The following is a 23,985-nucleotide window of genomic DNA, read 5'->3' as shown; positions in this document are numbered from 1 at the left end:
ATGCATCGATCGAAATCCGTGGCCCAGCGCGTCAAATTCGCCGGGGGTCTTGCTGCGAATCGCCATCGCGGATAGTCGAAAACCATGGGAAAAGGAACAGTTCCGCCGGATTCCGGCGATGGTGATCACATTGAACCGGTCGACCTGAGAAAAGCGCTTGAAGAGCGCTATCTCGCATATGCGTTGTCGACCATCATGCACAGAGCCTTGCCCGACGTTCGGGACGGCCTGAAACCGGTCCATCGCCGGATCATGCACGCCATGCGGCTTCTGCGGCTCAATCCCGACCAGGGTTTTGCCAAATGCGCGCGCATCGTCGGCGAGGTGATGGGTAAGTTCCACCCTCACGGCGACCAGTCCATCTACGATGCGCTGGTGCGCTTGGCGCAGGATTTCGCCGTGCGCTACCCGCTGGTCGACGGCCAGGGCAATTTCGGCAACATCGACGGCGACAACGCCGCCGCCATGCGCTACACCGAGGCGCGCATGACGGAAGTGGCGACGGCGCTGCTCGAGGGCATCACCGAAGACGCCGTCGACTATCGGCCAACCTACAACGAAGAAGACGAAGAGCCGGTCGTCCTGCCCGGCGCCTTCCCGAACCTGCTCGCCAACGGCTCCGCCGGCATTGCCGTGGGCATGGCGACTTCGATCCCTCCGCACAACGCGGCTGAACTCTGCGACGCGGCGTTGCATCTCATCGACCATCCCCAGGCGTCTGTTGCCGACCTTATGCAGTTCGTGCAGGGGCCGGATTTTCCGACCGGCGGTATCATCGTCGACGACCGCGCTTCCATGCTGGAATCCTATGAGACCGGGCGGGGCGGCTTCCGCGTCCGGTCGCGCTGGCAACAGGAAGATCAGGGCAGGGGAACCTGGACCATTGCTATCACCGAGATCCCGTATGGCGTCCAGAAGGCGCGGCTGATCGAGAAGACGGCCGAATTGCTGATGGCCCGCAAGCTGCCGCTGCTCGAAGACATCCGCGACGAGAGCGCAGAGGACATCCGTGTCGTCCTTGTGCCGAAGAGTCGGACCGTCGATCCCGGCCTCTTGATGGAATCGCTGTTCAAGCTGACGGAATTGGAAAGCCGAATTCCGCTCAACATGAACGTGCTGTCGCGCGGCAAGGTGCCGAACGTCCTGTCGCTGAAGGATGTACTTTGGGAGTGGCTCGAGCACCGTAAGGAGGTGTTGATCCGCCGGTCCCAGCACCGGCTGGCCGAAATCGAGAAGCGCCTGGAGATCCTGGGTGGTTATCTCATCGCCTATCTGAACCTCGACGAAGTGATCCGGATCATCCGCGAGGAGGATGAGCCGAAGCAGGTCATGATGACCCGCTTCTCCCTGACCGACAACCAGGCTGAAGCCATCCTCAATATGCGCCTGCGTGCCTTGCGCAAGCTCGAGGAATTGGAGATCCGCAAGGAATTCGACGGGCTGACGGCGGAGAAAAGCCAGATCGAGGCGTTGCTGGCCTCCGATGCCAAGCAGTGGCAGACCATAAAATGGGAGGTCGGGAAGGTCCGCGAAAAGTTCGGCCCCGATACCGAGCTGGGCAGGCGGCGCACCACTTTCGCTGAGGCGCCGGATCACGATATCGAAGATATCCAGCAGGCCATGATCGAAAAGGAGCCGATCACGGTCGTTGTCTCGGAGAAGGGCTGGCTCCGCGCGATGAAAGGTCACCTGACCGATCACTCGCTGTTCTCCTTCAAGGAAGGCGACAGCCTGAAGCTCGCTTTCCCGGCGCAGACGACCGACAAGATCATCATCTTCACGACGGGCGGCAAGTTCTACACCATCGGTGCCGACCGCCTCCCCGGTGGACGCGGGCATGGCGAGCCTATCCGCATCATCGTGGATATGGAGAACGACCAGGATATCGTGACCGCCTTCGTTCATGATCCCACGCGCAAGCTGCTGCTCGTCAGTCACGCCGGCAACGGCTTCGTCGTCCCGGAGGGAGACGTCGTTGCCAATACGCGCAAGGGCAAGCAGGTGATGAACGTGAAGGCGCCGGATGAGGCGAAACGTTGCGTTTCCATTTCGGGAGACCATGTCGCCATCGTCGGCAAGAACCGAAAGATGCTGGTTTTCCCATTGTCGGAAGTCCCGGAAATGACCCGCGGCAAGGGCGTCCGTCTGCAGAAATACAAGGATGGCGGCATGCTCGACGTGAAGACCTTCGCGATGGAGGCCGGGCTTTCCTGGCAGGATTCGGCCGAGCGCGTTTTTGTCCGCAGCCGCGAGGAATTGACCGAATGGATCAGCACGCGAGCCTCGGCCGGCCGCATGGTTCCGAAGGGCTTTCCGAAAACCGGCAAGTTCGGCTGAGGCGCCACAGCCTCGTTTAGCCGATAGCCGACGACCGAAAATGATTGGATCGCTTTCGACAATACGCGCCTTACGATACCCTCCTCTGTCCTGCCAGACATTTCCCCCTCAAGGGGGGAGATTGGCAGTTTCGGTGTCGGCGCGTCTTCCGCTGCATCGATGATTGATGAAAACAGGCGTGACAGCCGATCTCCCCGCTTGTGGGCTACGAGATTTCACACATCCGGCGGAGCTTTCTGGAGCACCCCTTGTATGAGGCGATTGTGCTAGGTTGAGGTTGTTGGCCGACCAGGGGTGGCCACCCCTGGAGAGCCAACACCAGAACTCTAGCAGAATTTTCCCATACAAGGGGTGTTCCAGAGACCGCCGACAATACGTGAGATGTGTGAATGTCGTAGCCTTGAGGGGGAGATGTCCGGCAGGACAGAGGGGGGTATTATCGTAAGGCTCGGTAGTCGCGCAGCCAGTGCCGCCAGAGCCGCGCTGCGAGCGACGAGAGTTCGTCATCAATTCGTCGAAGCCGTTTGGCATAGGGCGCGGAATACTGCACAATAGGTGATCACGGCGAAGCCCCCGCGCCCAGGAGTAAGCGTTTTTGAATCTGTCCAGTCCCCGCAAGCCCACCAGCGAACCGCGCCTGATGGGGCCTTCGGCGCCGACGCGCGCAGCCGTGCTGCCGCCGCTGTCCGCTGCGCGATGGCTTCTCTTGCTGATCATCGCGGCGGGGATCTACTTTTTCCACGGGTTCCTTGTCCCCGTCCTGGCCGCCCTGGTGATTACCTTTGCCAGTTGGCCGCTCTACCGTCGGCTGCTCGAGGCCGTGCACGGAAATCGTACAGTCGCTGCCGCGATCGCGATCATGCTGATCGTCGGCTTTCTCGTGATTCCGATCGTCGTCGCCGGCAGCTATGCGATCAACGAGATCCGGGAATGGTTCAGCTGGGCGGTTGAGACCAACAAGGCCGGGGCGACGACACCGGAATGGATCGCGGCTCTGCCGGTGGTCGGCGAGTGGCTGGACGAGATGTGGGCACGCCACATCGGCCATCCTGGCGCTATCGGGCAATTGATCCAGCTCGTCAGCGGCGACAATATCGGCAGCATCTATCGAGCGGTCGTGGCGGCCGGTGGGGGCGCCTTCAACCTCGTGCTGACCCTTCTCTTCATGCTGATCGCGCTGTTCTTCACCTATCGCGACGGAGAGGCGTTTTCGGCGAGTGTCGATCGGCTCGGCGAACGCATTCTGCCCATGCGATGGGAACGCATCTCGCGCGTCGTGCCGGCCACCATCAGCTCGACCGTGACGGGCCAGACACTGATCGCGATCGGAGAAGGTATTGTGCTCGGCGTCGCCTATTGGATCGCCGGCGTCCCGTCGCCTGTCACTTTGGGCGTCCTGACGGGTTTGATGGCGCTTGTCCCGGGCGGCGCACCGCTCTCCATGTCGCTGGTTTCGATCTATCTCGTGGCGAGTGGATCGTGGGTCGCCGGTCTCGCCCTGTTCGCCTGGGGCTCCATCGAGCTGTTCGTCGTGGACAAGACCATCCGCCCCAAGCTGGTGGGCGGGCCGATCAAGCTCCCATTCCTCCCGACCTTCTTCGGGCTGATCGGTGGCGTAAAGACGATGGGATTTCTCGGCCTCTTCATCGGGCCGGTGCTGATGGCGCTGCTTGTCGCGATCTGGCGGGAATGGGTTCGTGAAGTCGAATTGACCGAAGGAGCCGCCCAGACGCTGGCCCCTCCCGAGCCAACAGACATGTCTCCGTCATCACCCACGCAGGGCAGCGCTGGGCCGCTTAAGAAGGTGCAGGCCGGATAAAGAGGCCTGCCGCGTTCGATCTACGTCAGATGCCGTAGTTCCCTGTCGGCAGCGGCTGTGGCACTCTCTCCCCGCCGCAAGCATGCTTAAGGGGGGACATCTCATGCAGGGGGTAGCACGCAACTTCTTCATTCTGGCGCTCGTCTATGCGATCTGGGGGATGCTGCTGGGCTTGGCAATGGCCATCAGCCATGATCACACCCAGATGCCGGTACACGCCCATACGTTGGTGGCGGGATTCCTGACGTCGGCCATATTCGCTTTCTTCTATCACCTGTTCCCGGCTGCCCGGACTTCGCGGCTGGCTTTGGTGCACTTCTGGCTGACGACCATCAGCGGCATCATTTTGCTCGTCTCGCTTTATTTCGTGCTCGCGGGAAACCCGGCGATCGAGCCGGTTACCGCCATTTCCTCGCTCGGCTTCTTCGCGGCGATGCTGCTTTTCGCCTGGATCGCGCTGCCGGTCGTGCGGAAGGGTTGAAACGCGGCACCGCTCGCTCGGCGGAGTGACCGTGAAGCGAACCCTTCTCGCGTCGAATGGAAACATTCGTCCGAAAGTGCGAGAAGCAGGCAAGCTATAGGAGGACAGGGTCATGCCGCCGTTCAAGGAAAAGACAGTGCTGATCACTGGGGCCACCGGGAATCTCGGCAAAGCGGTGGCCTGTGCATTCGATGCGCTGGGCACCCGGCTCGTGCTCGTCGGCTCGCGCTTCGAAACGCTCGATGCTGCCTATCCCAGCCTCAAGCCGCACCATCTGAAGCTGGCGGCCGACCTCACGGACAAGGCGGCTGCGGCGCGGGTGGTTGCCGAGGCGGGGCAAACCAGCGGTCGCATCGATGCGATTTGCGCCATTGCCGGTGGCTTCCATGCGGGAAAGCCTGTGCATGAGACAGCCCCTGCCGACTGGGACCGCATCATGGAGATGAACGTCTCCACCATGCTGAACGTCGTGAGCCCCGCCATTCCTGGCATGATCGCCCGCAAGGCCGGCAAGATCGTAACGGTGGGAGCGAACTCGGCGGCAAAGGGCGCCGCGAACACGGGCGCCTACATTGCCTCCAAGAGCACCGTGATGCGATTGACGGAATCGATGTCGGCCGAACTGCGCCAATACGCCATCAACGTGAACTGCGTGCTTCCGAGCACCATCGACACGCCTGAGAACCGGCAGGCCATGCCCAAGGCTGATCCGGCGCGGTGGGTGAAGCCGGAAGATCTCGCGGCGGTGATCGTCTTTCTCTGTTCCGAGAACGCCGTAGCCATGCATGGCGCGCTTGTTCCGGTGGTCGGGCTCTCCTGAGAACCCGAACGCCTCATACATGGGTGTTGATCTTTGACCGGTCGCGAGTTGCCCCTCGCACCTCAGGATGAGGAAGGTTGGGGCTGACCTTCCTCATCCTGAGGTGCGCGCGGAAGCGAGCCTCGAAGGACGCTCAATTGCCACAGGGAATGGCAGATGAGGGCAATGATGAGGATCGTGCCGCCGATCAGGCTGGAGCGCGACGGCACCTCGCTGAAGACCAGCCAGACCCAGACCGGCGCGAGTACGGTCTCCAGAAGGTAGAACATCGCCACCTCCGGGCCGGATATGTATTTCGGGCCGTTCGCGAGACAGAAGAAAGCGAACGGCATGATCACAGCGCCGTTGAAGACGATCCACCAGGGCGCCTCGACCCGGTAGCCGGTCTTCGCCACGAAGACGGTGGCGACCAGGAAGGGGAATAGCACCCCGACAAGCGCCGTGAAGCCCATATCCCGGCCGCTGGCGCGGCTGATCGTGATGGCCGCTGCGATGAGAAGCGCCGAGCAGGCCGCCAGAACGTCGCCCACCAGGTTGCCGGTTCCGATGGAGTCGCTGACGATGATCAGGACGCCGACGACCATGGCCGCCATGGCGACAAGGGTGCCTGTCCTCGGTTTCTCCTTGAGGAACAGCCAGGAGAGCAGGGCGGCGAACATCGAATTGAACGCCAGGATGAAGACAAGATTCGCCGTCGACGTGTTGTAGACGGCCGAGATGAAAGTGATCGAGCCTAGTCCGTAAAGCCCTGCCACGATGACGCCTGCCCGTCCAGGCAGGAGTTTCGGCACGTCGGGCGTAATCGCGCGCCAGACAGCCCATACCACCAGCGCGGCGACGAAGGTTGTGCCCGTCCGCAGCATCAGGATCGACCAGGCATCGCCGTCCGCCAGCCGGATCAACGGAATGTCGACCGTTAGCACGAGCCCACCGATCGCGGTCAGCAGAAGGCCTTTCGAATGATCGGATTGAGCGGACAAGGAGGTCCCGTGGGAAGACGGCAAGGCGGGATGAATTTCGAGGCTAGGCCGAGAAGCGCTCCCAGCCTTTCGGGCCGAGGTGCTCCTGCGGCTGGAAGCGCACCTTATAGTTCATCTTGCGCGAGCCGTTGACCCAGTAGCCGAGATAGACATGGGGCAGGCCGGCTGCCCGGGCCCGGGCGATGTGGTCGAGGATCATGAAAGTGCCCAGCGAACGGTCCTGCATTTCCGGATTGAAGTAGGAGTAGACCATGGAGAGACCATCGGTCATCTTGTCGGTCAACGCGACCGCGATCAACTCGCCGCGTCCCTTGCCGGTCATGAAAGTGTCCGGCCCGCGGCGACGATATTCGATGACTTTGGTGTCCACATGCGTGTCCTCTACCATCATCGCATAATCGAGCACGGTCATGTCCGACATCCCGCCTTTGCGATGGCGGGCGTCGAGATAGGCGCGGAACAACGAATATTGTTCGGTTGACGGCTCGGCATCGTGCACGACGCCGACAAGATCGGCGTTGCGGTGGAGCACCCGCTTCATGTTCCTGGTGGGTTCGAACTCGCCGGCCAGGATACGCACCGAGACGCAAGCCCGGCAGGATTCGCAGGCGGGTCGGTAAGCTATGTTCTGCGATCTGCGGAAGCCGCCCTGCGTGAGAAGGTCATTCAACTCGCGGGCCTTGTCGCCGACGAGGTGGGTAAAGACCTTGCGTTCGAACTGGCCCTCTATGTAAGGGCAAGGAGAGGGGGCGGTCAGGAAGAATTGTGGCGACTGAGTCGGGTGCTGGGTCATCTTTGTAGGCGCTGATCCCGATTTGCTCCTACCTTGGCCGCGCCGCAGAAAAATTCAACAGGAGAATGAAGGCGCCGTTCCGAGGCGTCTTCACATTCACGCGCACCACGTTAGCAGTCGCTGCGTGTCACTACCGTGCCGAGCAAAATGTCGTGCAGGGTGCGCTTGCGGTCGGAAAAGAGGGTGACCAGCAGGACGAGCGGCGTCAGCGCCACATTGCCTGCCCAAAACAGGACGGTATGCACGGTGGCGGTAAGGCCGTCGATGGCGCGGCCATCGAGCCGGTCGAGTCGAATGCCCATCATCCGCATGCCCATGGTGGCCTGGTCGCGGCCGCCCAGCGTGTTCCAGACATAGACCACGGCAACCAGCGGGGCCAGGATGCCGAATAGCGACCAGGCGATGCCGAACGTCAGCAACCCAAGGAAAAAGACCAGGATTCCGAACGGGATCAGCAGCAGCCCGATGATCAGATAGTCGATGGCGCAAGCGAGAACGCGCCGTGTGCGCACCCCATCATAGGCCCGCGTATCGTCGAGCCTGGTCGTGATGATCTCGCCGTCGAGGGCGCGGGTGTTCATGGTGTTTCCTCACTGGGCACGAAAAGCCGGACGCCGGCATGCCTTACCCAGATGGGGAACCCGTGGGGAAATTCAAGCGCATGCGGGGCGTCAGCCTTCCACGTCCGTGCCGGGACGATCGTATCCCTCGACAATTTCGTCGTGCCACTCGCCCTTGCTGTCCTGATAGCGGATCCCCGCCGTGCTGCCGGAAACCCTCTGTTCTCCCGCGGCGCGCTGTGCGGCCTCCAATGCCTGGTCATGCGTGGCGAAAGTCTCGGAAAAGACGTCATCCACCTTGTAGGCCCAGCCGCCATCATGTTCGACGATATGGTACGTGACATGTGCCATCGATCACCTCCAGCAGAAAAATCAATTTAAGAGAGGGGATGTAGGCTTCAAGGGCGGTCCGGCGAGGCGCGCCCCAAACCGAAGGCGGAACCGGCGATCATCAGCCAGCCGAGTATCATCGCGGCACCACCGGTCGGCGCCGCCATCGGGAACAATCGTGTTCCCGCATAGGCGCGCATCAGAAGGTCGCCGCAAAACAGCAGCAGTCCGACGAGCAGGACGAGGCTGCCGATGCGCAGCAAGACGTTCACCCTGAGAAGGCCGCTCGCCACGAAAACCGGCGCATGCATCAGCAGAAACGAGGCCGCGGTGCCGACATTGCCTCCGCCGGCATGGGCGGCCACGGCCGATAAAGCTACGCCGGCGGCTCCGGCAACGCCACCCGTCAGAACGAGGATACGATCGGCGATCAATTGACGATCCCTGCCATCAAGCCTTCAGCATCTCCGCCACTTGCGGTGCGAAATAGGTCAGGATGCCGTCACAGCCGGCACGCTTGAAGGCCAGCAGCGATTCCAGCATCGCCTTGTCGCCGTCGATCCAGCCATTGGCTGCGGCGGCCTTGATCATGGCGTATTCGCCCGACACCTGATAGGCGAAAGTCGGGATCGCGAATTCGTCCTTCAGTCGCCGGATGATGTCGAGGTAGGGCAGGCCGGGTTTCACCATCAGCATGTCGGCGCCTTCGGCGAGATCCTGTTCGGCTTCGCGTATCGCTTCGTCGGTATTGGCGTGATCGAGATAGTAGGTTTTCTTGTCGCCTTTGAGCAGACCGGCAGTGCCGATCGCGTCGCGGTAGGGACCGTAGAAGGCCGACGCGAATTTCGTCGCATAGGACATGATTGCCACGTCCTGGAAGCCGTTGGCGTCGAGAGCGTCACGGATGGCGCCGATACGGCCGTCCATCATGTCGGACGGGGCGATGATATCGGAGCCGGCCGCGGCCTGCAGCACGGCGGCGGCCGCCACCTGCTCGACCGTTTCATCGTTGACGATGATGCCCTCGCGCAGGATCCCGTCATGACCGTGGCTGGTGAATGGGTCGAGTGCCGCGTCGGTGATGATGCCGATCTCCGGCACCGCCTCCTTGATTGCCCGCGTTGCCTTGTTGATGACGTTGTCGGGGTCGAGGATATTCGACCCGGTCTGGTCGCGCAGCGAAAGCTCTACATTGGGAAAGGTGGCGATCGCCGGAATGCCGAGTCCGGCGGCACGCTCCGCCTCCCTGACCGCTTGGTCGACGCTCAGGCGAAACACACCCGACATGGCATCGATCGGCACGCGGAGGTCATTGCCCTCGACGATGAATATTGGCCAGATGAGGTCGTCCACCGTCAGCCGGGTTTCCCGGACGAGACGCCGCGACCAGTCGGCCTTACGCATCCGGCGCAATCGGCGGCTGCCGGTAATCTCGTCGACGTTGCGGGTTCCGGCGGGTTTGGCGGGCGTGACTTTGTTCATCGATCGTCTCCAGATGGCCGGTTTCTAGCACGCGACCCGATGATGACCAATCCGTTTGCCTGCGCAGCCTCGTCGCAGGGTCGCGCGGCATTGACGATGGCCGACCCGGCGCTTAGCACTTGATGCCGTTTCAATGAGGATTCCCATGATGGATTTTGGTGGCGGCGACGAGATCCGCTTCGAACGGATCGGCAAGGCGGGCGTTGTCACGCTGACCCGGCCCAAGGCGCTGAATGCGCTGACGCACGGCATGGTGAAGGCGCTGGCCTCGGCCCTCGATGCCTGGGAGATCGATCCCGCTGTCGCGCTGGTTGTGGTCAGAGGGGAGGGCAGGGCATTCTGCGCCGGCGGTGACATCCTTGCAGTCTACGAGGCGGGCCGTGCCGGCAAGCCGTCACCAGATTTCTTCGCTGACGAGTACCGGCTGAATGCCCGAATCCGCCATTTCGCGAAACCCTATGTTTCGCTGGTCGACGGCATCGTCATGGGCGGCGGCGTGGGCATTTCCTGTCACGGGTCGCACAGGGTCATGACGGAAAACGCCCTGTTCGCCATGCCCGAGGTCGGAATCGGATTCTTTCCCGATGTCGGCGGCAGCTACATCCTGCCGCGATTGAAGGGCAGCTTCGGCATGTATCTTGCGCTGACCGGAAACCGTATCCGTTACGGGGATGCGTTGTCGGCCGGCCTCGCCACGCACGCGGTGCCGAATGCGGCGCTCGGGGAACTGTTCAGCGAGCTTTGCGAGACCGCCGAGGTCGATGGCGCGTTGCGCAGCCATTGCTTGACGCCCGACGGCGAAACCGACGAAGCGACGCTTCACTCGATCCAACGCCATTTTTCCCAAGGTGAACTGAAGGCGGTCGTGACCAGCCTCCACAATGCCCGGTTTGGCGATGCATTTGCCGCGGCGACGCTCGAGACGATGCTGAAGCGCTCGCCCACGAGCCTGAGCGTGGCATTCCTGCAGATCTCGGCCGGGGCCATGCTGGACATGGACGAATGCATGCGCATGGAGTTCCGCATCCTGAACCGCATGCTGACCGGGCACGACTTTTATGAAGGCATTCGCGCCACGCTCGTCGACAAGGGCGCGAAACCGGAATGGAAGCCGGCGACCCTCGATGGGATCGATCGCACTGATATCGACGCCTATTTTGCGCCGCTGCCCGATGGAGAGCTCGAACTGTGACGGGGTTCGACGCCCCGCAGAGACTTCCGCAGCAGACACTGGCCGAGATGGGCTTCGTCTGGTTCCAGCGCCTGATCGCCTGTTATTGCCTGCTGTTCGGCGTGCTCTACTGGATCCGGCTGATCGGTTTTTACGATGGTCACCTCTGGCGTTTCGATTTGATGCCATTGCATTGGCAGGTCGCCGGGGTGACGCTCGCCGTGCTCTTTCCCTTCGCTGCCAGCGGCCTGTGGATGCTCGCCTCATGGGGGCCGGTGATTTGGTTCATCTGCGCGGCGACGGAAACAGTCATGTACGCCGGCTTTCCCGACCTGTTCGGCAGCCGACCGATCATCCCGATCTCCCATCTTTGCGTTGCGCTTTTCTACACTGCCTTCCGGATCGTCATCTATCTGCAGAGGCGCCCTGATCAGGCTTAGGATCAGGATCCATGAACTGACCCAAACGGTCAGACGACCGCTTCTCATCGAACCCGAAGACGACATGGGCCGGGTTACCGCCAGAGTGACCGCTTTGCGCCGCAAGTCGGTCGGTCGAAGCGAATTTCGCGGTCGCTGAAGGCAGCCACAACGGCGGGTAGTGCGAGTCGAGGTTGCGAGTGCGCATTGCACCAGTTCCGCCTTGCTACATGCAGCAAGAGTTATATCCACGCCCGTCTGGTTCGTGAGCACTCAGATGATCTTGCGGACTTCCTGTTCGAAACCCAGCACGTGATGCAGCGCAATACGCTCAGCCGTTGCGCCATCTCCCCGGCAGACCGCCTCTAGCATCTGGGTCTGCTCGTGCAGGACCTTGTCGAGACCTGTCATCAGTTCCGGAAACCGTCGCGTCGCCACGTGAAGAATCCGCAGTGACAGATTGTGGTAATGGTCGAGCGTATCAAACAGATAGGGGTTCTTCGCGGCGCGGTAGATGAAGCGGTGGATGCGACGGTCGAGTGCCAGCAGAGGCTCGATCTCCAGAGGATCCGAAAAAGCCGCAAGTTCTTCGATGAGTTTGCGTGCCTCGCGACGCTCGGGCTCACGCAGACGTTCGGCTGCCAGTCGCGTGGCCCAGGACTCGATGGTCGCCCGCGCTTCGTAGATCGCCGACAGGTCGCTGATATCTATGGTGCTGACAGATGTGCCCCTGCGTCCATTGACGTCGACAAAGCCGTCACGCTGCAGCCGCAGCAGCGCCTCGCGCACCGGCGTGCGGCCGACACCGAGCCGACGCATCAGCTCGGTCTCGCGCAGCAGCGTCCCCGGCGCCAGCTTTACCGTGATGATGTCCTCCCGTAGCTGCAGATAGGTCCGCTCGGCCAATGTCGAGCCGGCCTCGACCTCGTCGGCTTCTCCCTCACGCATCCGCCCATCCATCCACTTCTCCACCGCGCCGGCAAATCGGACCCGATCGCCAAGGAATCGCTTGACAACGGATTCTTGTAATATACTGTTCAATATATCACAAATATATTGATCGAATTATTGGGAGGTATCGGTCATGAACAAGGGTATTTTGTCGCATTCGCCGTTCAAGAGCGGCGTCGCGGCCTTGCTGGGCATTGGAATTGGATTGCTGGCCGCGTCGCAGGCGGCGCTGGCGGAAGATCTGGAGACGCTGAAGCCCGGCGTCCTGCAGGTCACGATCCAACCCTACATGCCCTACACGGCCCTGAAGGACGAAAAGCTCGTCGGACTGGACAGCGACATCCTTGCCGCGATCGCCGACGAACTGGGTCTGAAGATGGAGGTCAGCGTCACCGATTTTCCTGGCATGCTGGCCTCGGTCCAGTCGCGGCGCGCAGACATCACAATCGGTGGCATAGCCTGGTCTGATGCCCGCCAGAAGGTCGGCCTGTTCACCGATCCGCCTTACTATTCACCCCCGGCGATGGCCGTTCATGGCTCGGCCGACTATCCGGACGTCAAGAGCCTGGAAGGCAAGGCGCTTGGGACCGTGACGGGCTATGTCTGGGCAAAATCGATCGCCCAAGTGCCGAATGCTTCCCCGCACACCTATCCCACGGCCGACAGCGTCTTCCAGGATCTCTCGTCAGGAAGACTGGATGTCGGTTTCCTCGATCCGCTGCTGATCATCTACCAGCAGAAGGAGCGACCGGACATGAAGTTCCAGGTCAAGTACCTGACGCCGCCGTCCGCCGAGGAGGTCAAGGCCCATCCCGACTACCAGTACTTTCAGCCCTACATGACCGGCTTTTACCTGCCGAAAGAGGCACCTAAACTCACCAAGGCGGTCTCGGACCAGATCAACGCCATGTACAAGGACGGCTCGCTCGCCGCGCTCGTCACCAAATGGGGCGGCGATCCGAAGCAGTTCCTGGTTCCCTCGCCGGAGATGGCGGCTCAACGCCGCGGCGTCGACCGTCCCGCGGACTGGTCGCCGCCCTCGATTGCGCCCTGAGCAGCGGCGGCAAGCCTATGTCTCTTTTCCAAGATCTCGCCGGGTTTTTTCAGGTTCCCTGGGGCGACTACGCGGGCAATCTCGGCTGGGGTCTGCTGCGGACCCTTGCCTACACCATCGCCAGCTTCGCCGGGGCCGCCGTCCTCGGCCTCGTGCTGGCGCTGATGCGCCTCAATCGCCTGCGCATGGTGCGACTGCCGGCGGCCCTCTACACGGAAATCTTCAAGAATGTCCCTCTGCTCGCGATCATCTTCGTCACCTATTTCGGCCTGCCGTCGATCGGCATCAGATTCAGTGTCTTCGTCGCCGGCGTGCTGAGCCTTGTGCTGTTCTATGCAGCCTATCTGTCGGAGATTTTTCGCGCGGCGATCTCCGGCATCCATTCCGGCCAGAGCGAGGCGGCCCAGGCGCTGGGTCTCGGACGTGGCACAACCTTCGGCCATGTCATCCTGCCACAGGCGCTGCGGCTGGCGTTGCCGGGCACCAACACCATGTTTGTCGACCTTCTCAAGTCGACGTCGTTGCTGGTGACGATCTCGGCCGCCGAACTGATGACCCGGGCGCAATTGATTGCCTCCGAGACGTTTCGGGCGCTCGAAGTTTATCTGGTGATTGCGGTGATCTATTTCGCGGTCTGCTACCCGGTCTCGCAATCCCTTCTCTGGCTTGAGCGGACGATCCAGGCGGGCGTGCCGCTGTCGCTCGGGCGCCGGCGGCGGCTGAAGCTGGCTAAGACGCTGCTCGCAAGTGGAACCTAGAGCCATGACACAGCACATGCACGACCCGACACGTAGCGCGACGGCGTCCGGCGCCAGACCGGCCGTCACCATCCGCGGCCTGTGCAAATCCTTCGACGGAAGGCAGGTGCTGGGCGGCATCGATCTCGACGTGCCGGCCGGCAGGATCGTCAGCATCATTGGCCAGAGCGGCGGCGGCAAGACGACGCTGATGCGCTGTGTCAATCTCCTCGAGCAGCCCGACGATGGCGTCATCGATGTCAACGGCGAAACGATCTGCGCCAAGGGCGCGGTGACGTGCAGGGACCTCGCCAAGCTGCGCCAGCGGGTCGGGATGGTGTTCCAGCGCTTCAACCTGTTTCCGCACCTGACGGCGGTTGAGAACGTCGTGCTCGCCCAGATCCACGCCGCGGGCGTCGGCGAGCGCGAAGCGGTGAAACGCGCCGTGCGCCTGCTCACCCGCGTCGGCCTCGCGCATCGGGCAACAGCCTATCCGGAACGTATGTCGGGTGGCGAGCAGCAGCGCGTTGCGATCGCGAGGGCGCTGGCGCTCGGCCCCACCGTGCTTCTGTTCGATGAGCCGACTTCGGCGCTCGACCCTGAATCGACCGGCGAGGTGCTGCGCGTAATGCGGGAACTCGCCAAAGACGGCATGACCATGATTCTCGTCACCCACGAACTGCCTTTCGCCCGTGAAGTGTCCGACTGGATCGTGTTCATCGACGGTGGCCGCATCATCGAGCAGGGAACAGCGGCAGATGTGCTCGACAGGCCGCGCGAGGCGCGCACGGCCGCCTACGTCGCACGCTACGCCGCGCCGGGCTGAGCGCCGGATTCGACGGCCGATGCAGTCGGGATGGCACCTGGCGCCCTCCGCCAAAAGCATGTCTCCCGAAAGTGTGCCGCGGTTCGGGGAAAAAGACATGCGCAAGCCAAGACCCTGCAGCGTGTCGCTCGAATCCTTTTTTACAGGACACGCTGCAGGGGCGCATCTTCGATTTGTCCTAACCCAATGGGGATCAGATGAGCAGGATTTCAACAGACGTCGCCGTGATCGGCGGCGGCGTCATCGGTTTGGCGATCGCGCTGCGGCTTCGCGCGGACGGCCGCGAGGTCGTCGTGATCGAGCCGAACGAGCCCGGTAGCGGTGCCTCCTACGGCAATGCCGGAACCATCGCCAATTATGCGGTCATACCGGTCGGGACGCCGTCGATTCTGCGCAACCTCTTCTCGCTCCTCGTCGGCGCGAATGGCCCGTTGTCGATCCGTACCTCTGCCCTGCCGACGTTGTTTCCCTGGCTGGCGCGGTTCGCGTACGAATCGCTGCCGCACCGGTATCGGGAAAACACCCGCCGGATCGCTGAACTCGTTTCCGGCGCCGCTGCGGCGTGGGCGGAGTTCGCGGCTCAGATAGGTGCATCGGAGTTGCTCTCTACCAAGGGCTGTCTCTACCTTTATGACACGCGCGAGGCGTTTAGCGCCGCCATGACGGATATCGAACTCCGTCGCGGCTACGGAGTTGACCAAGAGTTCCTTTCTGGCGACGAGGTGCTTCGGCTCGAACCTTGTCTGCCGCCTTTCGAAGGGGGCGGCCTGTTCTTTCCGGGTGCGATCAGTCTCAGCGATCCGGGCGAGGCGATGCGTCGATTGTCCGCGGCGGTTCGTCGGGCAGGTGTCGAGTTCATCCAGGCTTCAGCGCAAGAGATCGAGCGCAAGTCGAATGGAATCCTGATCACCGCCGCGCCATTCGAGATTTGCACGCGAACCGCGATCATCTCCGCCGGTGCTCACTCGCAAAAGCTGGCCGCCCAGATCGGCGATCCGGTTCGGCTAGATACCGAACGCGGCTATCATGTCGAGTTCGACATGGCCGAGCCGCCGATCGAGCGGCCGGTCTGTCCGACGGCACACGGCTTCTATCTCTGCCCGATGCAAGGCCGGCTGCGCGTGGCGGGCCTGGTGGAACTCGGCGGTCTGACAGCGCCGGCAAACCCGAGGCTCCTGCAAGCCTTAGCACAGAATGCACGCCGCATCTTTCCGGAAATCGGCGAACCGAGCCGGACCTGGCTCGGATTCCGCGCTTCGATGCCCGATTCCGTACCCGTCATCCGACCGTCGAGTGGAGGTCGGGACGTTATCCTGGCCTTCGGCCATGGACACGTCGGCTTAACGCTTGCTCCGCGCACCGCCCAACTGGTGAGCGCCATTGTTGCAGCCTAGCCTCAAACCAACACTTGACTGTTTCGGAGCGACAGCTTCGCGTCCCTTTTGCGGCCACCGAAAGTTGATGCGATTTGCTCCTCGTGGTCGCGCAGCCGTTCCAAATTCTCTGTGCGCAACCTATCATTCGGCGGCGCATTGGGCCGATGCGTAGACTGACCGCCGCCCAAGCGGGAACACAGGAGTCGACCGATGACGAACACACGAATTTCACTGGGCGCTTGACATGGGCACGGCTCCTCGCCCGAGAACCACTGGTGTGGGGCAATTCCTTGATCTTGAACAACAGCGCGATTGGATAGAGGGCAAGACCGACTTGCCGGACGCGGGTGACCGCTCGGAGTCCCTGGAACAGCGCTTCAAATATGTCGCTCGATTTGAGAAGCTGCTTCGCCGCCCGCAGGCAAGGGAAGTGTTGGAGATTCTCGGGCTATACGGTCCAAACTGCATTCCTATTCCGCGCAAGACCGAGCGTTACTACTGGTCGGTTTCCTGTCTGCCGTCGACCTCGGACAAGCCGCTCATACGCGTCAATGCGAGCTGGATGGAGCTTTTCACGCTCTATGCACATGGCGAGGATGTCCGCGCCAGGTTCATCGTGCATCTTTCGGATTTTACCAAGGATCGTTCAGCCACGCCGGGTCAGGTGGACCAATCCTTTCTCGAGCGAAGCGTCGCGATGCCAGAGGACGTCAGTTATTTCTTCCCGCGTGGTGCGGACATTTTCGGAATCAATGTGCGCGGCTCTGCCTCGATCCGCAAACTCCTCGGGAGCCACCGCGTGTTGCGCGCCATTCGGACGTTCAACCTGACGCACATGAACCGAGGGCGGAACGCCTATCAGGCGAGCCACTGCTACAGCGTGGCGGATTACATGCAGGCAGATTGAGGTTCTGGGATGCGCGCCATCCTGGCGAATTCGCCGTCGCCTGTGGCGGCCGCATTTCCAATGCAAACGTAAGTCCGCATTCTTTGCCTCGCTCCCCAGAACCAGCCAGTCTCCTTTTGGCCCACTGCTGTCATTCCGGAGTATGCCTCCGACTGACAGCTTCTGGCTTGGCGCACAGCCGAGCTTGGCGATTCTCCAGATTCCATTCCATTGGTCTTGGCGTCGTCTTCGCCGCGGCAGGGTTAATTTTCTCGTTCACGGTGACCGTTCGTTAAGCCTCCGATTGAAGTCGGCCTAGGTAAGGCCCTGTTAAGCCTGACGTTTAAGTCGAATTTTATGTGTATTCGATAGGGTCGCGATCAAGGTGAGAAACAAAAGAAAATCACCAAGGCGACAAACGAGAGGCTAGAACCATGATCAATACGCGCCAGGCGGCGAAGCCCGCCATCGCAACCGATGAACGCCGCGATGCGATCCGTTCGCTTTACTTGGAGTCCTTGCAGCTTGTTGAAAGACTGCATCGCCGTTTGCTTGACGTGATCAAGGATGAATTCGACAGGAACGGCCGCAGCGACATCAACGCGATCCAGGCGCTGCTGCTCTTCAACATCGGCAATGCCGAGCTGACTGCCGGAGAACTGCGCTCCCGCGGCTACTATCTCGGTTCGAACGTTTCCTACAATCTCAAGAAGCTTGTCGATCTCGGCTTCATCAATCATCAGCGCTCGCGCATCGACCGGCGCTCCGTTCGTGTCAGCCTGACCGAGAAGGGGCAGGAGGTCGCCGAGGTCGTGGCGCGTCTCTACGACCGCCACATCGGGTCGATCGAGCAGGTCGGCGGCATCAACACCGAAGAATTCCAGCAGATGAACCGGGCTCTCCAGCGCCTCGATCGCTTCTGGAACGATACCATCGCATATCGGATGTAAGCGCCGAAGGTTCCTGGCAATCCCGGACCGGCGCCAGTTGGCGCCGGTTTTGTTTCGTCCTCTCACAACCTCGTGTGCGCCCCCGGCCATGCTGCCGCCATATTCGGATGGATTAGGGAAAGTCTCATGCCGCCGCTCTCATTTCGGGGTGGCTGTTCTTGCCGGGGGGAGGGATCTCTCGCGCCGCTCTGACAGTGTCTTCGCCTGCTATGGTTGGCGAAATGTTAAGATTGGCGCGGATATTCTCCCGGAGCGGGGCCGAAACGGAAACGATGTCTGGAATGTCCATGAAAGCAAACCGCCGATTGTTCCTTACCGGTGCCGGTGCCATGGCTATCGGCGCCTTTGCAGGTGCAGCGAATGCCCAGGACGTTATCGGCGATATTCTGAGTTCGCCCCGTCGCGGCAACTGGGATGATCAGTTCGATGCCAGCGTCAGCCAGTCTGGCACCAAAGTCGCCTCGCACCTGCCGATTTTCAGTCTCGGAACGGTTTCGTATGTCGAGCAGGCCATCGGCCAATATTCCGGAATCGTTTCCCAGGGCGGCTGGCCCGTCGTTCCCGACACCAAGAAGCTTCAGCTCGGCGTGTCGGATCCCGATGTCGAAGTGCTGCGCAAGCGGTTGATGATCGCCGGCGATCTTTCGACCCGCGCGGGGATCAGCCCGTCCTATGACAGCTATGTCGATGCCGCCGTGAAGCGGTTCCAGGCGCGCCATGGCCTTCCCTCCGACGGGGTCATGGGTAAGTTCACTTATGCGGCGATGAATGTTTCTCCGTCGGTGCGCCTCGGCCAGCTGCAGACCAACCTTCAGCGGCTTCGCGAGATCACCGCGGGTGAGCTTCCCCACCGCTTTGTGATGGTCAATGTTCCGGCCGCGCAGATCGAAGCGGTGGAAAATGGACGGGTCGTGCTTCGCCACACCGCGGTCGTCGGCAAGATCGACCGTCAGACACCGATCCTGAATTCCAAGATCAACGAGGTCATCATCAACCCGTATTGGAACGCGCCGGAATCGATCGTCCGCAAGGACATCATTCCGCTGATGCGCAAGGATCCACAATATCTGGCCAAGAACGCCATCCGTATCCTGGGGCCGGACGGCAACGAGATCGATCCGGCGACCATCGATTGGACCACGGAGGACGCGGCGAGGTTCCGCTTCCGCCAGGATCCGGGCGCCATCAACGCCATGGCCTCGGTCAAGATCAATTTTCCCAACCCGCATGCCACTTACATGCATGACACGCCGCAGCAGAGCCTGTTCTCCAAGCTGATGCGCTTCGACTCGTCGGGCTGCGTGCGCGTGCAGAACGTGCGAGACCTCGTCACCTGGCTGCTGCGCGATACGCCCGGTTGGAGCCGTCAGCGTTTCGAGCAGACCATCAAGAGCGGCGAAAGTGTCCCGGTGGCGATCGCCGATCCGGTGCCGGTTTATTTCACCTATGTCTCGGCCTGGTCCACTGGCGACGGCGTCGTCCACTTCCGTGACGATATCTATGGTCTCGACGGAGCCGACGAACTGCAGATTTCCGCGCTCTGAGGCTGGGCGCGTAGACCGCGCGATACGACCCTCCTCTGGCCGCCAGGCCAGAGGAGGGTCTCTTCGAGCACCGATCTGTTGTAGCGATTCGATCAATCCCCGAGGCGCAAAACCGGCCAGCAAAATTCGCGCTGCGAACGTGGCGGGCGCGAACGAAGTGTGTTAATGCGCGGCGCAATTCTCCCGAGCCAAAGGATCCCCGCCATGGCAACAGAAACGGCCGCCTCGAACCAGTTCGAATCCTTCTTCACGAGAACCCTGGCCGAGGCAGATCCTGAAATCTTCGGCGCCATCCGAAACGAACTCGGCCGCCAGCGTCACGAGATCGAGCTGATTGCGTCGGAGAACATCGTTTCGCGCGCTGTTCTGGAAGCCCAGGGTTCGATCATGACGAACAAATATGCGGAGGGATATCCGGGCAAGCGCTATTACGGCGGGTGCCAGTTCGTCGACGTCGCCGAGGAACTGGCCATCGAACGGGCCAAGAAGCTGTTCGGCTGCGCCTATGCGAACGTCCAGCCGAATTCCGGCAGCCAGATGAACCAGGCCGTTTTCCTCGGGCTTCTGCGGCCGGGTGACACCTTCATGGGTCTCGACCTGAATTCAGGCGGCCATCTGACCCACGGCTCGCCCGTCAATATGTCGGGCAAGTGGTTCAAGGTCGTTTCCTACGGGGTGCGTCGGGACGACCACCTGCTCGACATGGATGAGATCGAGCGCCTTGCTCATACTCATAATCCCAAACTGATCATCGCAGGCGGAACCGCCTATTCGCGCGTCTGGGATTTCCAGAGGTTCCGTGAGATCGCCGATGCAGTCGGTGCCTATCTGATGGTGGATATGGCCCATATTGCCGGTCTCGTCGCCGGCGGCGAGCATCCTTCGCCGTTCCCGCACGCCCATGTCGTGACGACTACGACGCACAAGTCGTTGCGCGGCCCGCGCGGCGGCATGATTTTGACCAACGACGAGGACATCGCCAAGAAGATCAATTCGGCGGTGTTCCCTGGCCTTCAGGGCGGGCCGCTGATGCATGTGATTGCGGCCAAGGCCGTCGCGCTGCGGGAGGCGCTTCAGCCCGAATTCAAGCAATATGCCAGGGATGTGGTCGCGAATGCCAGGGCACTCGCATCCAGCCTGCAGGAGACCGGTCTCGATATCGTGTCGGGCGGCACCGATAACCATCTCATGCTGGTGGATCTGCGCCCCAAGAACGCAACGGGCAAACGCGCCGAGGCAGCGCTCGGCCGGGCCAACATCACCTGCAACAAGAACGGCATCCCCTTCGATCCCGAGAAGCCCTTCGTGACTTCAGGCGTCCGACTGGGCACGCCGGCCGGCACAACGCGCGGCTTCGGTCAGGCCGAATTCCGTGAAATCGGCAAGCTGATCGCTGAAGTCCTCGACGGTCTCAAGGCCGCCAATTCGGATGAAGGCAACGCCGCCGTCGAGGCGGCGGTGAAGACCAAGGTGCTGGCGTTGACCGGGCGTTTCCCGCTCTATCCCTACATGTGACGGCAACAGCTTGAACGTCAACGATGGGGTGCAGGGCGATGCGTCGCCTTGCACTTTGCCGGAAAGGCTCTAAGCCTGTCTCGCGAAGGAAGAATCGCGAGACGACATGCGCTGCCCCTATTGCCAGTCGGAAGACACCCAGGTGAAGGACTCCCGCCCGGCGGAGGATGGGTCGGCGATCCGCCGGCGCCGTGTTTGTCCGACTTGCGGCGGTCGCTTCACCACGTTCGAGCGGGTCCAGTTGCGCGACCTCGTCGTGATCAAAAAATCCGGGCGCAAGGTGCCTTTCGATCGCGACAAGCTTCTCCGCTCGGTCGAGATCGCCGTGCGCAAGCGCAACGTCGATCCCGAGAGAATCGATCGCGCGGTGACGGGAATCGTTCGGCAGCTCGAAAGTTCGGGTGAGACCGAGATTCCGTCGGGCGAGATCGGCCGCCTCGTCATGGAAGCTTTGAAGTCGCTGGACGACGTCGCCTATGTGCGGTTCGCCTCGGTCTATCGAAATTTCCGTGAAGCCAAGGATTTCCATGACGTGCTGGGCGAACTCAAGACGGAAGACGACGCTGGCTGAGCGTCGCTTGCCCGGTTGCAGCAAGGCGGCTTGGCCGCTACAGCTTCGCCTCATGGACTACCCCTGCATTTCTGAAGTGCAATTCTCCGGCTGCCTATGACGACGAGCGCCATCGATCGACGCTTCATGGCGGCGGCTATTCGCCTGTCGCGGCAGCACAAGGGTCGGACTTCGACAAACCCGGCAGTCGCCACGCTGATTGTTCGTAACGACGGCAACGGCCCGGTGATCGTCGGCCGCGGCGTCACGGCCATCGGCGGACGGCCGCATGCCGAAACGCAGGCATTGGCCGAGGCGGGCGAACGCGCTCGCGGCGCGACCGCTTACGTGACACTCGAGCCCTGCGCTCATCACGGGCGCACACCGCCCTGCGCGGACGCGCTGGTGACCGCCGGTGTCGCACGCGTGGTCGGCGCCGCGACCGATCCCGACCCGCGTGTCTCAGGCAAAGGCTACGCCATCCTGCGCAAAGCCGGGGTCGCGGTGGACGAGCGGGTGCTGGCGGACGAGGCCGCCGATCTGATGGCCGGCTATCTGATTCGCTCTATCAGAAAGCGACCGGAAGTGGTTCTTAAACTTGCGCTTTCGGCCGACGGCATGATCGGGCGACTGGGAGAGGGGCAGGTGGCCATCACCGGAGCCACGGCGCGCGCCCAGGCGCACCTCATGCGCATGGAGGCCGACGCCATCGTCGTCGGCATCGGCACGGCGCTTGCCGACGACCCGTGGCTGACGGTCAGACTACCCGGCCTCGAGGGCCGGTCGCCTGCGCGCATCGTGCTCGACCGGCTGGCGAAGCTACCGGTCACAACGAAACTGGCCCGTTCAGCTCACGAGGTGCCGCTCATGATCGCTGTGGGTCCGGAAGCCGATAAGGAAAGAAAAGCGGCGCTTGCCGCCGCCGGTGCCGGCTTCCTTGCCACCGAAACCTACGATGGGCGGATCGCACTTCCGGAACTGCTGGAGGACCTGGCCGCGCGAGGCATGTCGAGCGTGATGGTTGAAGGGGGTGCCGATACGGCGCGCGCCTTCCTCGACGACGATCTGGTCGATCGGATCATATTGTTTCGGGGGCTCGGGGCAATCGGCAGAGGCGGCATTGCCTCGCCGATCGATCATGACCACATACCGGGCGGTTTCAGGCTTGTTCGCGAGGCTCGCTTTGGCGAAGACCGCTACGCGGAATGGATGAGGGCAATCTGATGTTTACCGGAATCGTCACCGATGTCGGGACCGTGGCGGGCGTTTCCCAATTGCCGGAAGGACGACGAGTTCGAATCGAGACAGCCTATGACCCGCAAAGTATCGCCATCGGCGCCTCAATCGCGTGCGGCGGCGTTTGCCTGACGGTGACCGCCTTGCCGGAAGAGGGGTCCAACCGTCGCTGGTTCGAGGTCGAAGCCTGGGAAGAGGCGTTGCGGCTTACGACGGCAGCCGACTGGCGAGAAGGCGCCCGCATCAATCTCGAACGTGCGCTGAAGATCGGTGACGAGCTCGGCGGCCATATCGTTTCCGGTCATGTCGACGGCACGGCTGAGATCGTGGCCCGGGAGGAGGAGGGCGATGCCGTGCGCTTCGTGCTCGAGGCGCCGCGCGAACTCGCGAAATTCATCGCGCCCAAGGGGTCCGTTGCTCTCGACGGCACCTCGCTCACGGTCAACAGGGTGGATGGGGTGCGGTTCGACGTTTTGCTGATCCATCATTCGCTGGCGGTGACGACCTGGGGCGAACGCAAGGTCGGCGACCATGTCAACATCGAGATCGATACGATGGCGCGCTATGCGGCGCGTCTTGCCCAGGCCGCGGCGGAAGGGTTGTAAAAGGAACGGTCGCACGTGGCTGCCTGCGTTCACAGGCCGCAGCATGCCTCTTGTGCGAACGAACGGCTTGCGGTCACACGCGGTTCGGCCTAAGTCACCGGCAACTCCCGGAGACCTTCATGTCCAATTCAGAAAAGCCCCATCTGCTGATCGTTGAGGCGCGCTTTTACGATGGCCTCGCCGACGCCTTGCTCGAAGGTGCCAAGGCGGCGCTCGACGAGGCAGGCGCAACCTACGACGTCGCCACCGTGCCCGGCGCACTCGAAATACCTGCCGTCATCACCTTCGCATTGGAGGGCGAAACGGATTATGATGGCTTTGTCGCGCTCGGCACTGTCATCCGAGGCGAGACCTATCATTTCGATATCGTCGCTAACGAATCGAGCCGCGCCCTGATGGATCTTGCCATTGATGAGGCGATCGCCATCGGCAACGGCATCCTGACGACCGAAAACGACGAGCAGGCCTGGGTACGGGCCCGCCGCAGCGAAGGCGACAAGGGCGGTTTCGCCGCCCGCGCCGCCCTGACAATGATCGCCCTGCGCGACCGCTTCGGAGCCTGA

General features: G+C 62.0%; 25 protein-coding genes. 18 read left to right on the top strand and 7 right to left on the bottom strand.

Annotation, left to right across the window (positions count from 1 at the left end):
• The first annotated feature begins 84 nt into the window (after positions 1-84).
• From parC to ACCO56_RS10630, 4 genes are all read left to right on the top strand, one after another.
• A complete protein-coding gene (gene parC, locus ACCO56_RS10645) occupies positions 85-2,337 on the top strand; it encodes a DNA topoisomerase IV subunit A (protein ID WP_433640381.1) in 2,253 nt (750 codons plus the stop codon).
• 640 nt (positions 2,338-2,977) lie between these two features.
• The gene (locus ACCO56_RS10640) at positions 2,978-4,156 is read left to right on the top strand and encodes an AI-2E family transporter (protein WP_433640887.1); all 1,179 of its coding nucleotides are present in this window, start codon (positions 2,978-2,980) and stop codon (positions 4,154-4,156) included.
• A 103-nt stretch (positions 4,157-4,259) separates the two neighbouring features.
• Positions 4,260-4,637 carry a hypothetical protein gene (locus ACCO56_RS10635; protein ID WP_433640379.1) on the top strand — a complete coding sequence of 126 codons (378 nt, stop codon included), beginning with the start codon at positions 4,260-4,262 and terminating at the stop codon, positions 4,635-4,637.
• Between the two features lie 112 nt (positions 4,638-4,749).
• Positions 4,750-5,457 carry an SDR family NAD(P)-dependent oxidoreductase gene (locus ACCO56_RS10630; RefSeq protein WP_433640378.1) on the top strand — a complete coding sequence of 236 codons (708 nt, stop codon included), beginning with the start codon at positions 4,750-4,752 and terminating at the stop codon, positions 5,455-5,457.
• A gap of 62 nt (positions 5,458-5,519) precedes the next feature.
• Here the strand turns inward: ACCO56_RS10630 and ACCO56_RS10625 are convergent, their stop codons facing one another.
• From ACCO56_RS10625 to hemB, 6 genes are all read right to left on the bottom strand, one after another.
• Positions 5,520-6,437, bottom strand: coding sequence for a DMT family transporter (locus ACCO56_RS10625; protein ID WP_433640376.1), 918 nt, complete (start codon positions 6,435-6,437; stop codon positions 5,520-5,522).
• Positions 6,438-6,480: 43 nt separating this feature from the next.
• A complete protein-coding gene (locus ACCO56_RS10620; protein WP_433640374.1) occupies positions 6,481-7,230 on the bottom strand; it encodes an arginyltransferase in 750 nt (249 codons plus the stop codon).
• A 110-nt stretch (positions 7,231-7,340) separates the two neighbouring features.
• Positions 7,341-7,811, bottom strand: a complete 471-nt coding sequence (locus ACCO56_RS10615) for an RDD family protein (protein ID WP_433640372.1) — start codon at positions 7,809-7,811, stop codon at positions 7,341-7,343.
• 90 nt (positions 7,812-7,901) lie between these two features.
• Positions 7,902-8,141, bottom strand: coding sequence for a DUF2188 domain-containing protein (locus ACCO56_RS10610; protein ID WP_433640370.1), 240 nt, complete (start codon positions 8,139-8,141; stop codon positions 7,902-7,904).
• Positions 8,142-8,188: 47 nt separating this feature from the next.
• Positions 8,189-8,554: a DUF423 domain-containing protein gene (locus tag ACCO56_RS10605; protein ID WP_433640368.1), complete on the bottom strand. Its 366-nt coding sequence runs from the start codon at positions 8,552-8,554 to the stop codon at positions 8,189-8,191.
• Between the two features lie 16 nt (positions 8,555-8,570).
• Positions 8,571-9,602, bottom strand: a complete 1,032-nt coding sequence (gene hemB / locus ACCO56_RS10600; protein ID WP_433640366.1) for a porphobilinogen synthase — start codon at positions 9,600-9,602, stop codon at positions 8,571-8,573.
• A 148-nt stretch (positions 9,603-9,750) separates the two neighbouring features.
• On the opposite strand from hemB, the gene ACCO56_RS10595 reads away from it, so the two are divergent.
• Both ACCO56_RS10595 and ACCO56_RS10590 read left to right on the top strand, forming a co-directional pair.
• Positions 9,751-10,794 carry an enoyl-CoA hydratase/isomerase family protein gene (locus tag ACCO56_RS10595; RefSeq protein ID WP_433640885.1) on the top strand — a complete coding sequence of 348 codons (1,044 nt, stop codon included), beginning with the start codon at positions 9,751-9,753 and terminating at the stop codon, positions 10,792-10,794.
• Positions 10,791-11,213 carry a DUF6163 family protein gene (locus tag ACCO56_RS10590; RefSeq protein ID WP_433640365.1) on the top strand — a complete coding sequence of 141 codons (423 nt, stop codon included), beginning with the start codon at positions 10,791-10,793 and terminating at the stop codon, positions 11,211-11,213. Before ACCO56_RS10595 ends, ACCO56_RS10590 begins: the two co-directional genes overlap by 4 nt.
• Positions 11,214-11,465: 252 nt before the next feature.
• On the opposite strand, the gene ACCO56_RS10585 is transcribed toward ACCO56_RS10590, so the two are convergent.
• Positions 11,466-12,140: a GntR family transcriptional regulator gene (locus ACCO56_RS10585; RefSeq protein WP_433640363.1), complete on the bottom strand. Its 675-nt coding sequence runs from the start codon at positions 12,138-12,140 to the stop codon at positions 11,466-11,468.
• 136 nt (positions 12,141-12,276) lie between these two features.
• Between ACCO56_RS10585 and ACCO56_RS10580 the strand changes: the two genes are divergently transcribed.
• The 12 genes from ACCO56_RS10580 (at position 12,277) to ribH (ending at position 23,985) form a co-directional block, all read left to right on the top strand.
• Positions 12,277-13,197, top strand: a complete 921-nt coding sequence (locus ACCO56_RS10580; protein ID WP_433640362.1) for a substrate-binding periplasmic protein — start codon at positions 12,277-12,279, stop codon at positions 13,195-13,197.
• Between the two features lie 17 nt (positions 13,198-13,214).
• Positions 13,215-13,955 (top strand): amino acid ABC transporter permease, encoded by a 741-nt coding sequence (locus ACCO56_RS10575; protein WP_433640361.1) that lies wholly within the window; start codon positions 13,215-13,217, stop codon positions 13,953-13,955.
• Positions 13,956-13,959: 4 nt separating this feature from the next.
• Entirely contained in the window at positions 13,960-14,760 is an 801-nt protein-coding gene (locus ACCO56_RS10570) for an amino acid ABC transporter ATP-binding protein (protein ID WP_433640360.1), read from the top strand.
• Between the two features lie 197 nt (positions 14,761-14,957).
• Positions 14,958-16,154 (top strand): NAD(P)/FAD-dependent oxidoreductase, encoded by a 1,197-nt coding sequence (locus ACCO56_RS10565; RefSeq protein ID WP_433640359.1) that lies wholly within the window; start codon positions 14,958-14,960, stop codon positions 16,152-16,154.
• Between the two features lie 226 nt (positions 16,155-16,380).
• Entirely contained in the window at positions 16,381-17,043 is a 663-nt protein-coding gene (locus ACCO56_RS10560) for a hypothetical protein (RefSeq protein WP_433640358.1), read from the top strand.
• A gap of 413 nt (positions 17,044-17,456) precedes the next feature.
• Positions 17,457-17,972 (top strand): transcriptional regulator LdtR, encoded by a 516-nt coding sequence (gene ldtR, locus ACCO56_RS10555; RefSeq protein ID WP_433640356.1) that lies wholly within the window; start codon positions 17,457-17,459, stop codon positions 17,970-17,972.
• Between the two features lie 287 nt (positions 17,973-18,259).
• Positions 18,260-19,516 (top strand): L,D-transpeptidase family protein, encoded by a 1,257-nt coding sequence (locus ACCO56_RS10550; RefSeq protein ID WP_433640883.1) that lies wholly within the window; start codon positions 18,260-18,262, stop codon positions 19,514-19,516.
• 204 nt (positions 19,517-19,720) lie between these two features.
• Positions 19,721-21,031 (top strand): serine hydroxymethyltransferase, encoded by a 1,311-nt coding sequence (gene glyA / locus ACCO56_RS10545; RefSeq protein WP_433640355.1) that lies wholly within the window; start codon positions 19,721-19,723, stop codon positions 21,029-21,031.
• Positions 21,032-21,137: 106 nt separating this feature from the next.
• The gene (nrdR, locus tag ACCO56_RS10540; protein ID WP_433640354.1) at positions 21,138-21,602 is read left to right on the top strand and encodes a transcriptional regulator NrdR; all 465 of its coding nucleotides are present in this window, start codon (positions 21,138-21,140) and stop codon (positions 21,600-21,602) included.
• Between the two features lie 96 nt (positions 21,603-21,698).
• Complete coding sequence (gene ribD / locus ACCO56_RS10535; protein ID WP_433640352.1) at positions 21,699-22,805, top strand: bifunctional diaminohydroxyphosphoribosylaminopyrimidine deaminase/5-amino-6-(5-phosphoribosylamino)uracil reductase RibD; 1,107 nt, start codon at positions 21,699-21,701, stop codon at positions 22,803-22,805.
• Complete coding sequence (locus ACCO56_RS10530) at positions 22,805-23,422, top strand: riboflavin synthase (protein ID WP_433640351.1); 618 nt, start codon at positions 22,805-22,807, stop codon at positions 23,420-23,422. Before ribD ends, ACCO56_RS10530 begins: the two co-directional genes overlap by 1 nt.
• Before the next feature lie 119 nt (positions 23,423-23,541).
• Positions 23,542-23,985 carry a 6,7-dimethyl-8-ribityllumazine synthase gene (ribH, locus tag ACCO56_RS10525; protein WP_433640349.1) on the top strand — a complete coding sequence of 148 codons (444 nt, stop codon included), beginning with the start codon at positions 23,542-23,544 and terminating at the stop codon, positions 23,983-23,985.

The sequence above is a fragment of the Mesorhizobium sp. 1B3 genome (genome assembly GCF_050958605.1).
Classification (GTDB): domain Bacteria; phylum Pseudomonadota; class Alphaproteobacteria; order Rhizobiales; family Rhizobiaceae.
The sequence above is the reverse complement of the archived record's forward strand: the minus strand, read 5'-3'. Positions and strand labels throughout refer to the sequence as shown.

Excerpts from the sequence above, each read along its gene's own strand:
- ACCO56_RS10575 (WP_433640361.1), top strand. The coding sequence starts at position 13,215 with ATGTCTCTTTTCCAAGATCTCGCCGGGTTTTTTCAGGTTCCCTGGGGC.
- ACCO56_RS10620 (WP_433640374.1), bottom strand. The coding sequence starts at position 7,230 with ATGACCCAGCACCCGACTCAGTCGCCACAATTCTTCCTGACCGCCCCC.
- hemB (WP_433640366.1), bottom strand. The coding sequence starts at position 9,602 with ATGAACAAAGTCACGCCCGCCAAACCCGCCGGAACCCGCAACGTCGAC.
- ribD (WP_433640352.1), top strand. The coding sequence starts at position 21,699 with ATGACGACGAGCGCCATCGATCGACGCTTCATGGCGGCGGCTATTCGC.
- ACCO56_RS10635 (WP_433640379.1), top strand. The coding sequence starts at position 4,260 with ATGCAGGGGGTAGCACGCAACTTCTTCATTCTGGCGCTCGTCTATGCG.
- ACCO56_RS10595 (WP_433640885.1), top strand. The coding sequence starts at position 9,751 with ATGGATTTTGGTGGCGGCGACGAGATCCGCTTCGAACGGATCGGCAAG.
- ACCO56_RS10560 (WP_433640358.1), top strand. The coding sequence starts at position 16,381 with ATGGGCACGGCTCCTCGCCCGAGAACCACTGGTGTGGGGCAATTCCTT.
- ACCO56_RS10565 (WP_433640359.1), top strand. The coding sequence starts at position 14,958 with ATGAGCAGGATTTCAACAGACGTCGCCGTGATCGGCGGCGGCGTCATC.
- glyA (WP_433640355.1), top strand. The coding sequence starts at position 19,721 with ATGGCAACAGAAACGGCCGCCTCGAACCAGTTCGAATCCTTCTTCACG.
- ldtR (WP_433640356.1), top strand. The coding sequence starts at position 17,457 with ATGATCAATACGCGCCAGGCGGCGAAGCCCGCCATCGCAACCGATGAA.
- ACCO56_RS10640 (WP_433640887.1), top strand. The coding sequence starts at position 2,978 with ATGGGGCCTTCGGCGCCGACGCGCGCAGCCGTGCTGCCGCCGCTGTCC.
- ACCO56_RS10530 (WP_433640351.1), top strand. The coding sequence starts at position 22,805 with ATGTTTACCGGAATCGTCACCGATGTCGGGACCGTGGCGGGCGTTTCC.
- ACCO56_RS10585 (WP_433640363.1), bottom strand. The coding sequence starts at position 12,140 with ATGCGTGAGGGAGAAGCCGACGAGGTCGAGGCCGGCTCGACATTGGCC.
- ACCO56_RS10550 (WP_433640883.1), top strand. The coding sequence starts at position 18,260 with ATGAAAGCAAACCGCCGATTGTTCCTTACCGGTGCCGGTGCCATGGCT.
- ACCO56_RS10610 (WP_433640370.1), bottom strand. The coding sequence starts at position 8,141 with ATGGCACATGTCACGTACCATATCGTCGAACATGATGGCGGCTGGGCC.
- ribH (WP_433640349.1), top strand. The coding sequence starts at position 23,542 with ATGTCCAATTCAGAAAAGCCCCATCTGCTGATCGTTGAGGCGCGCTTT.
- nrdR (WP_433640354.1), top strand. The coding sequence starts at position 21,138 with ATGCGCTGCCCCTATTGCCAGTCGGAAGACACCCAGGTGAAGGACTCC.
- parC (WP_433640381.1), top strand. The coding sequence starts at position 85 with ATGGGAAAAGGAACAGTTCCGCCGGATTCCGGCGATGGTGATCACATT.
- ACCO56_RS10580 (WP_433640362.1), top strand. The coding sequence starts at position 12,277 with ATGAACAAGGGTATTTTGTCGCATTCGCCGTTCAAGAGCGGCGTCGCG.
- ACCO56_RS10630 (WP_433640378.1), top strand. The coding sequence starts at position 4,750 with ATGCCGCCGTTCAAGGAAAAGACAGTGCTGATCACTGGGGCCACCGGG.
- ACCO56_RS10570 (WP_433640360.1), top strand. The coding sequence starts at position 13,960 with ATGACACAGCACATGCACGACCCGACACGTAGCGCGACGGCGTCCGGC.
- ACCO56_RS10615 (WP_433640372.1), bottom strand. The coding sequence starts at position 7,811 with ATGAACACCCGCGCCCTCGACGGCGAGATCATCACGACCAGGCTCGAC.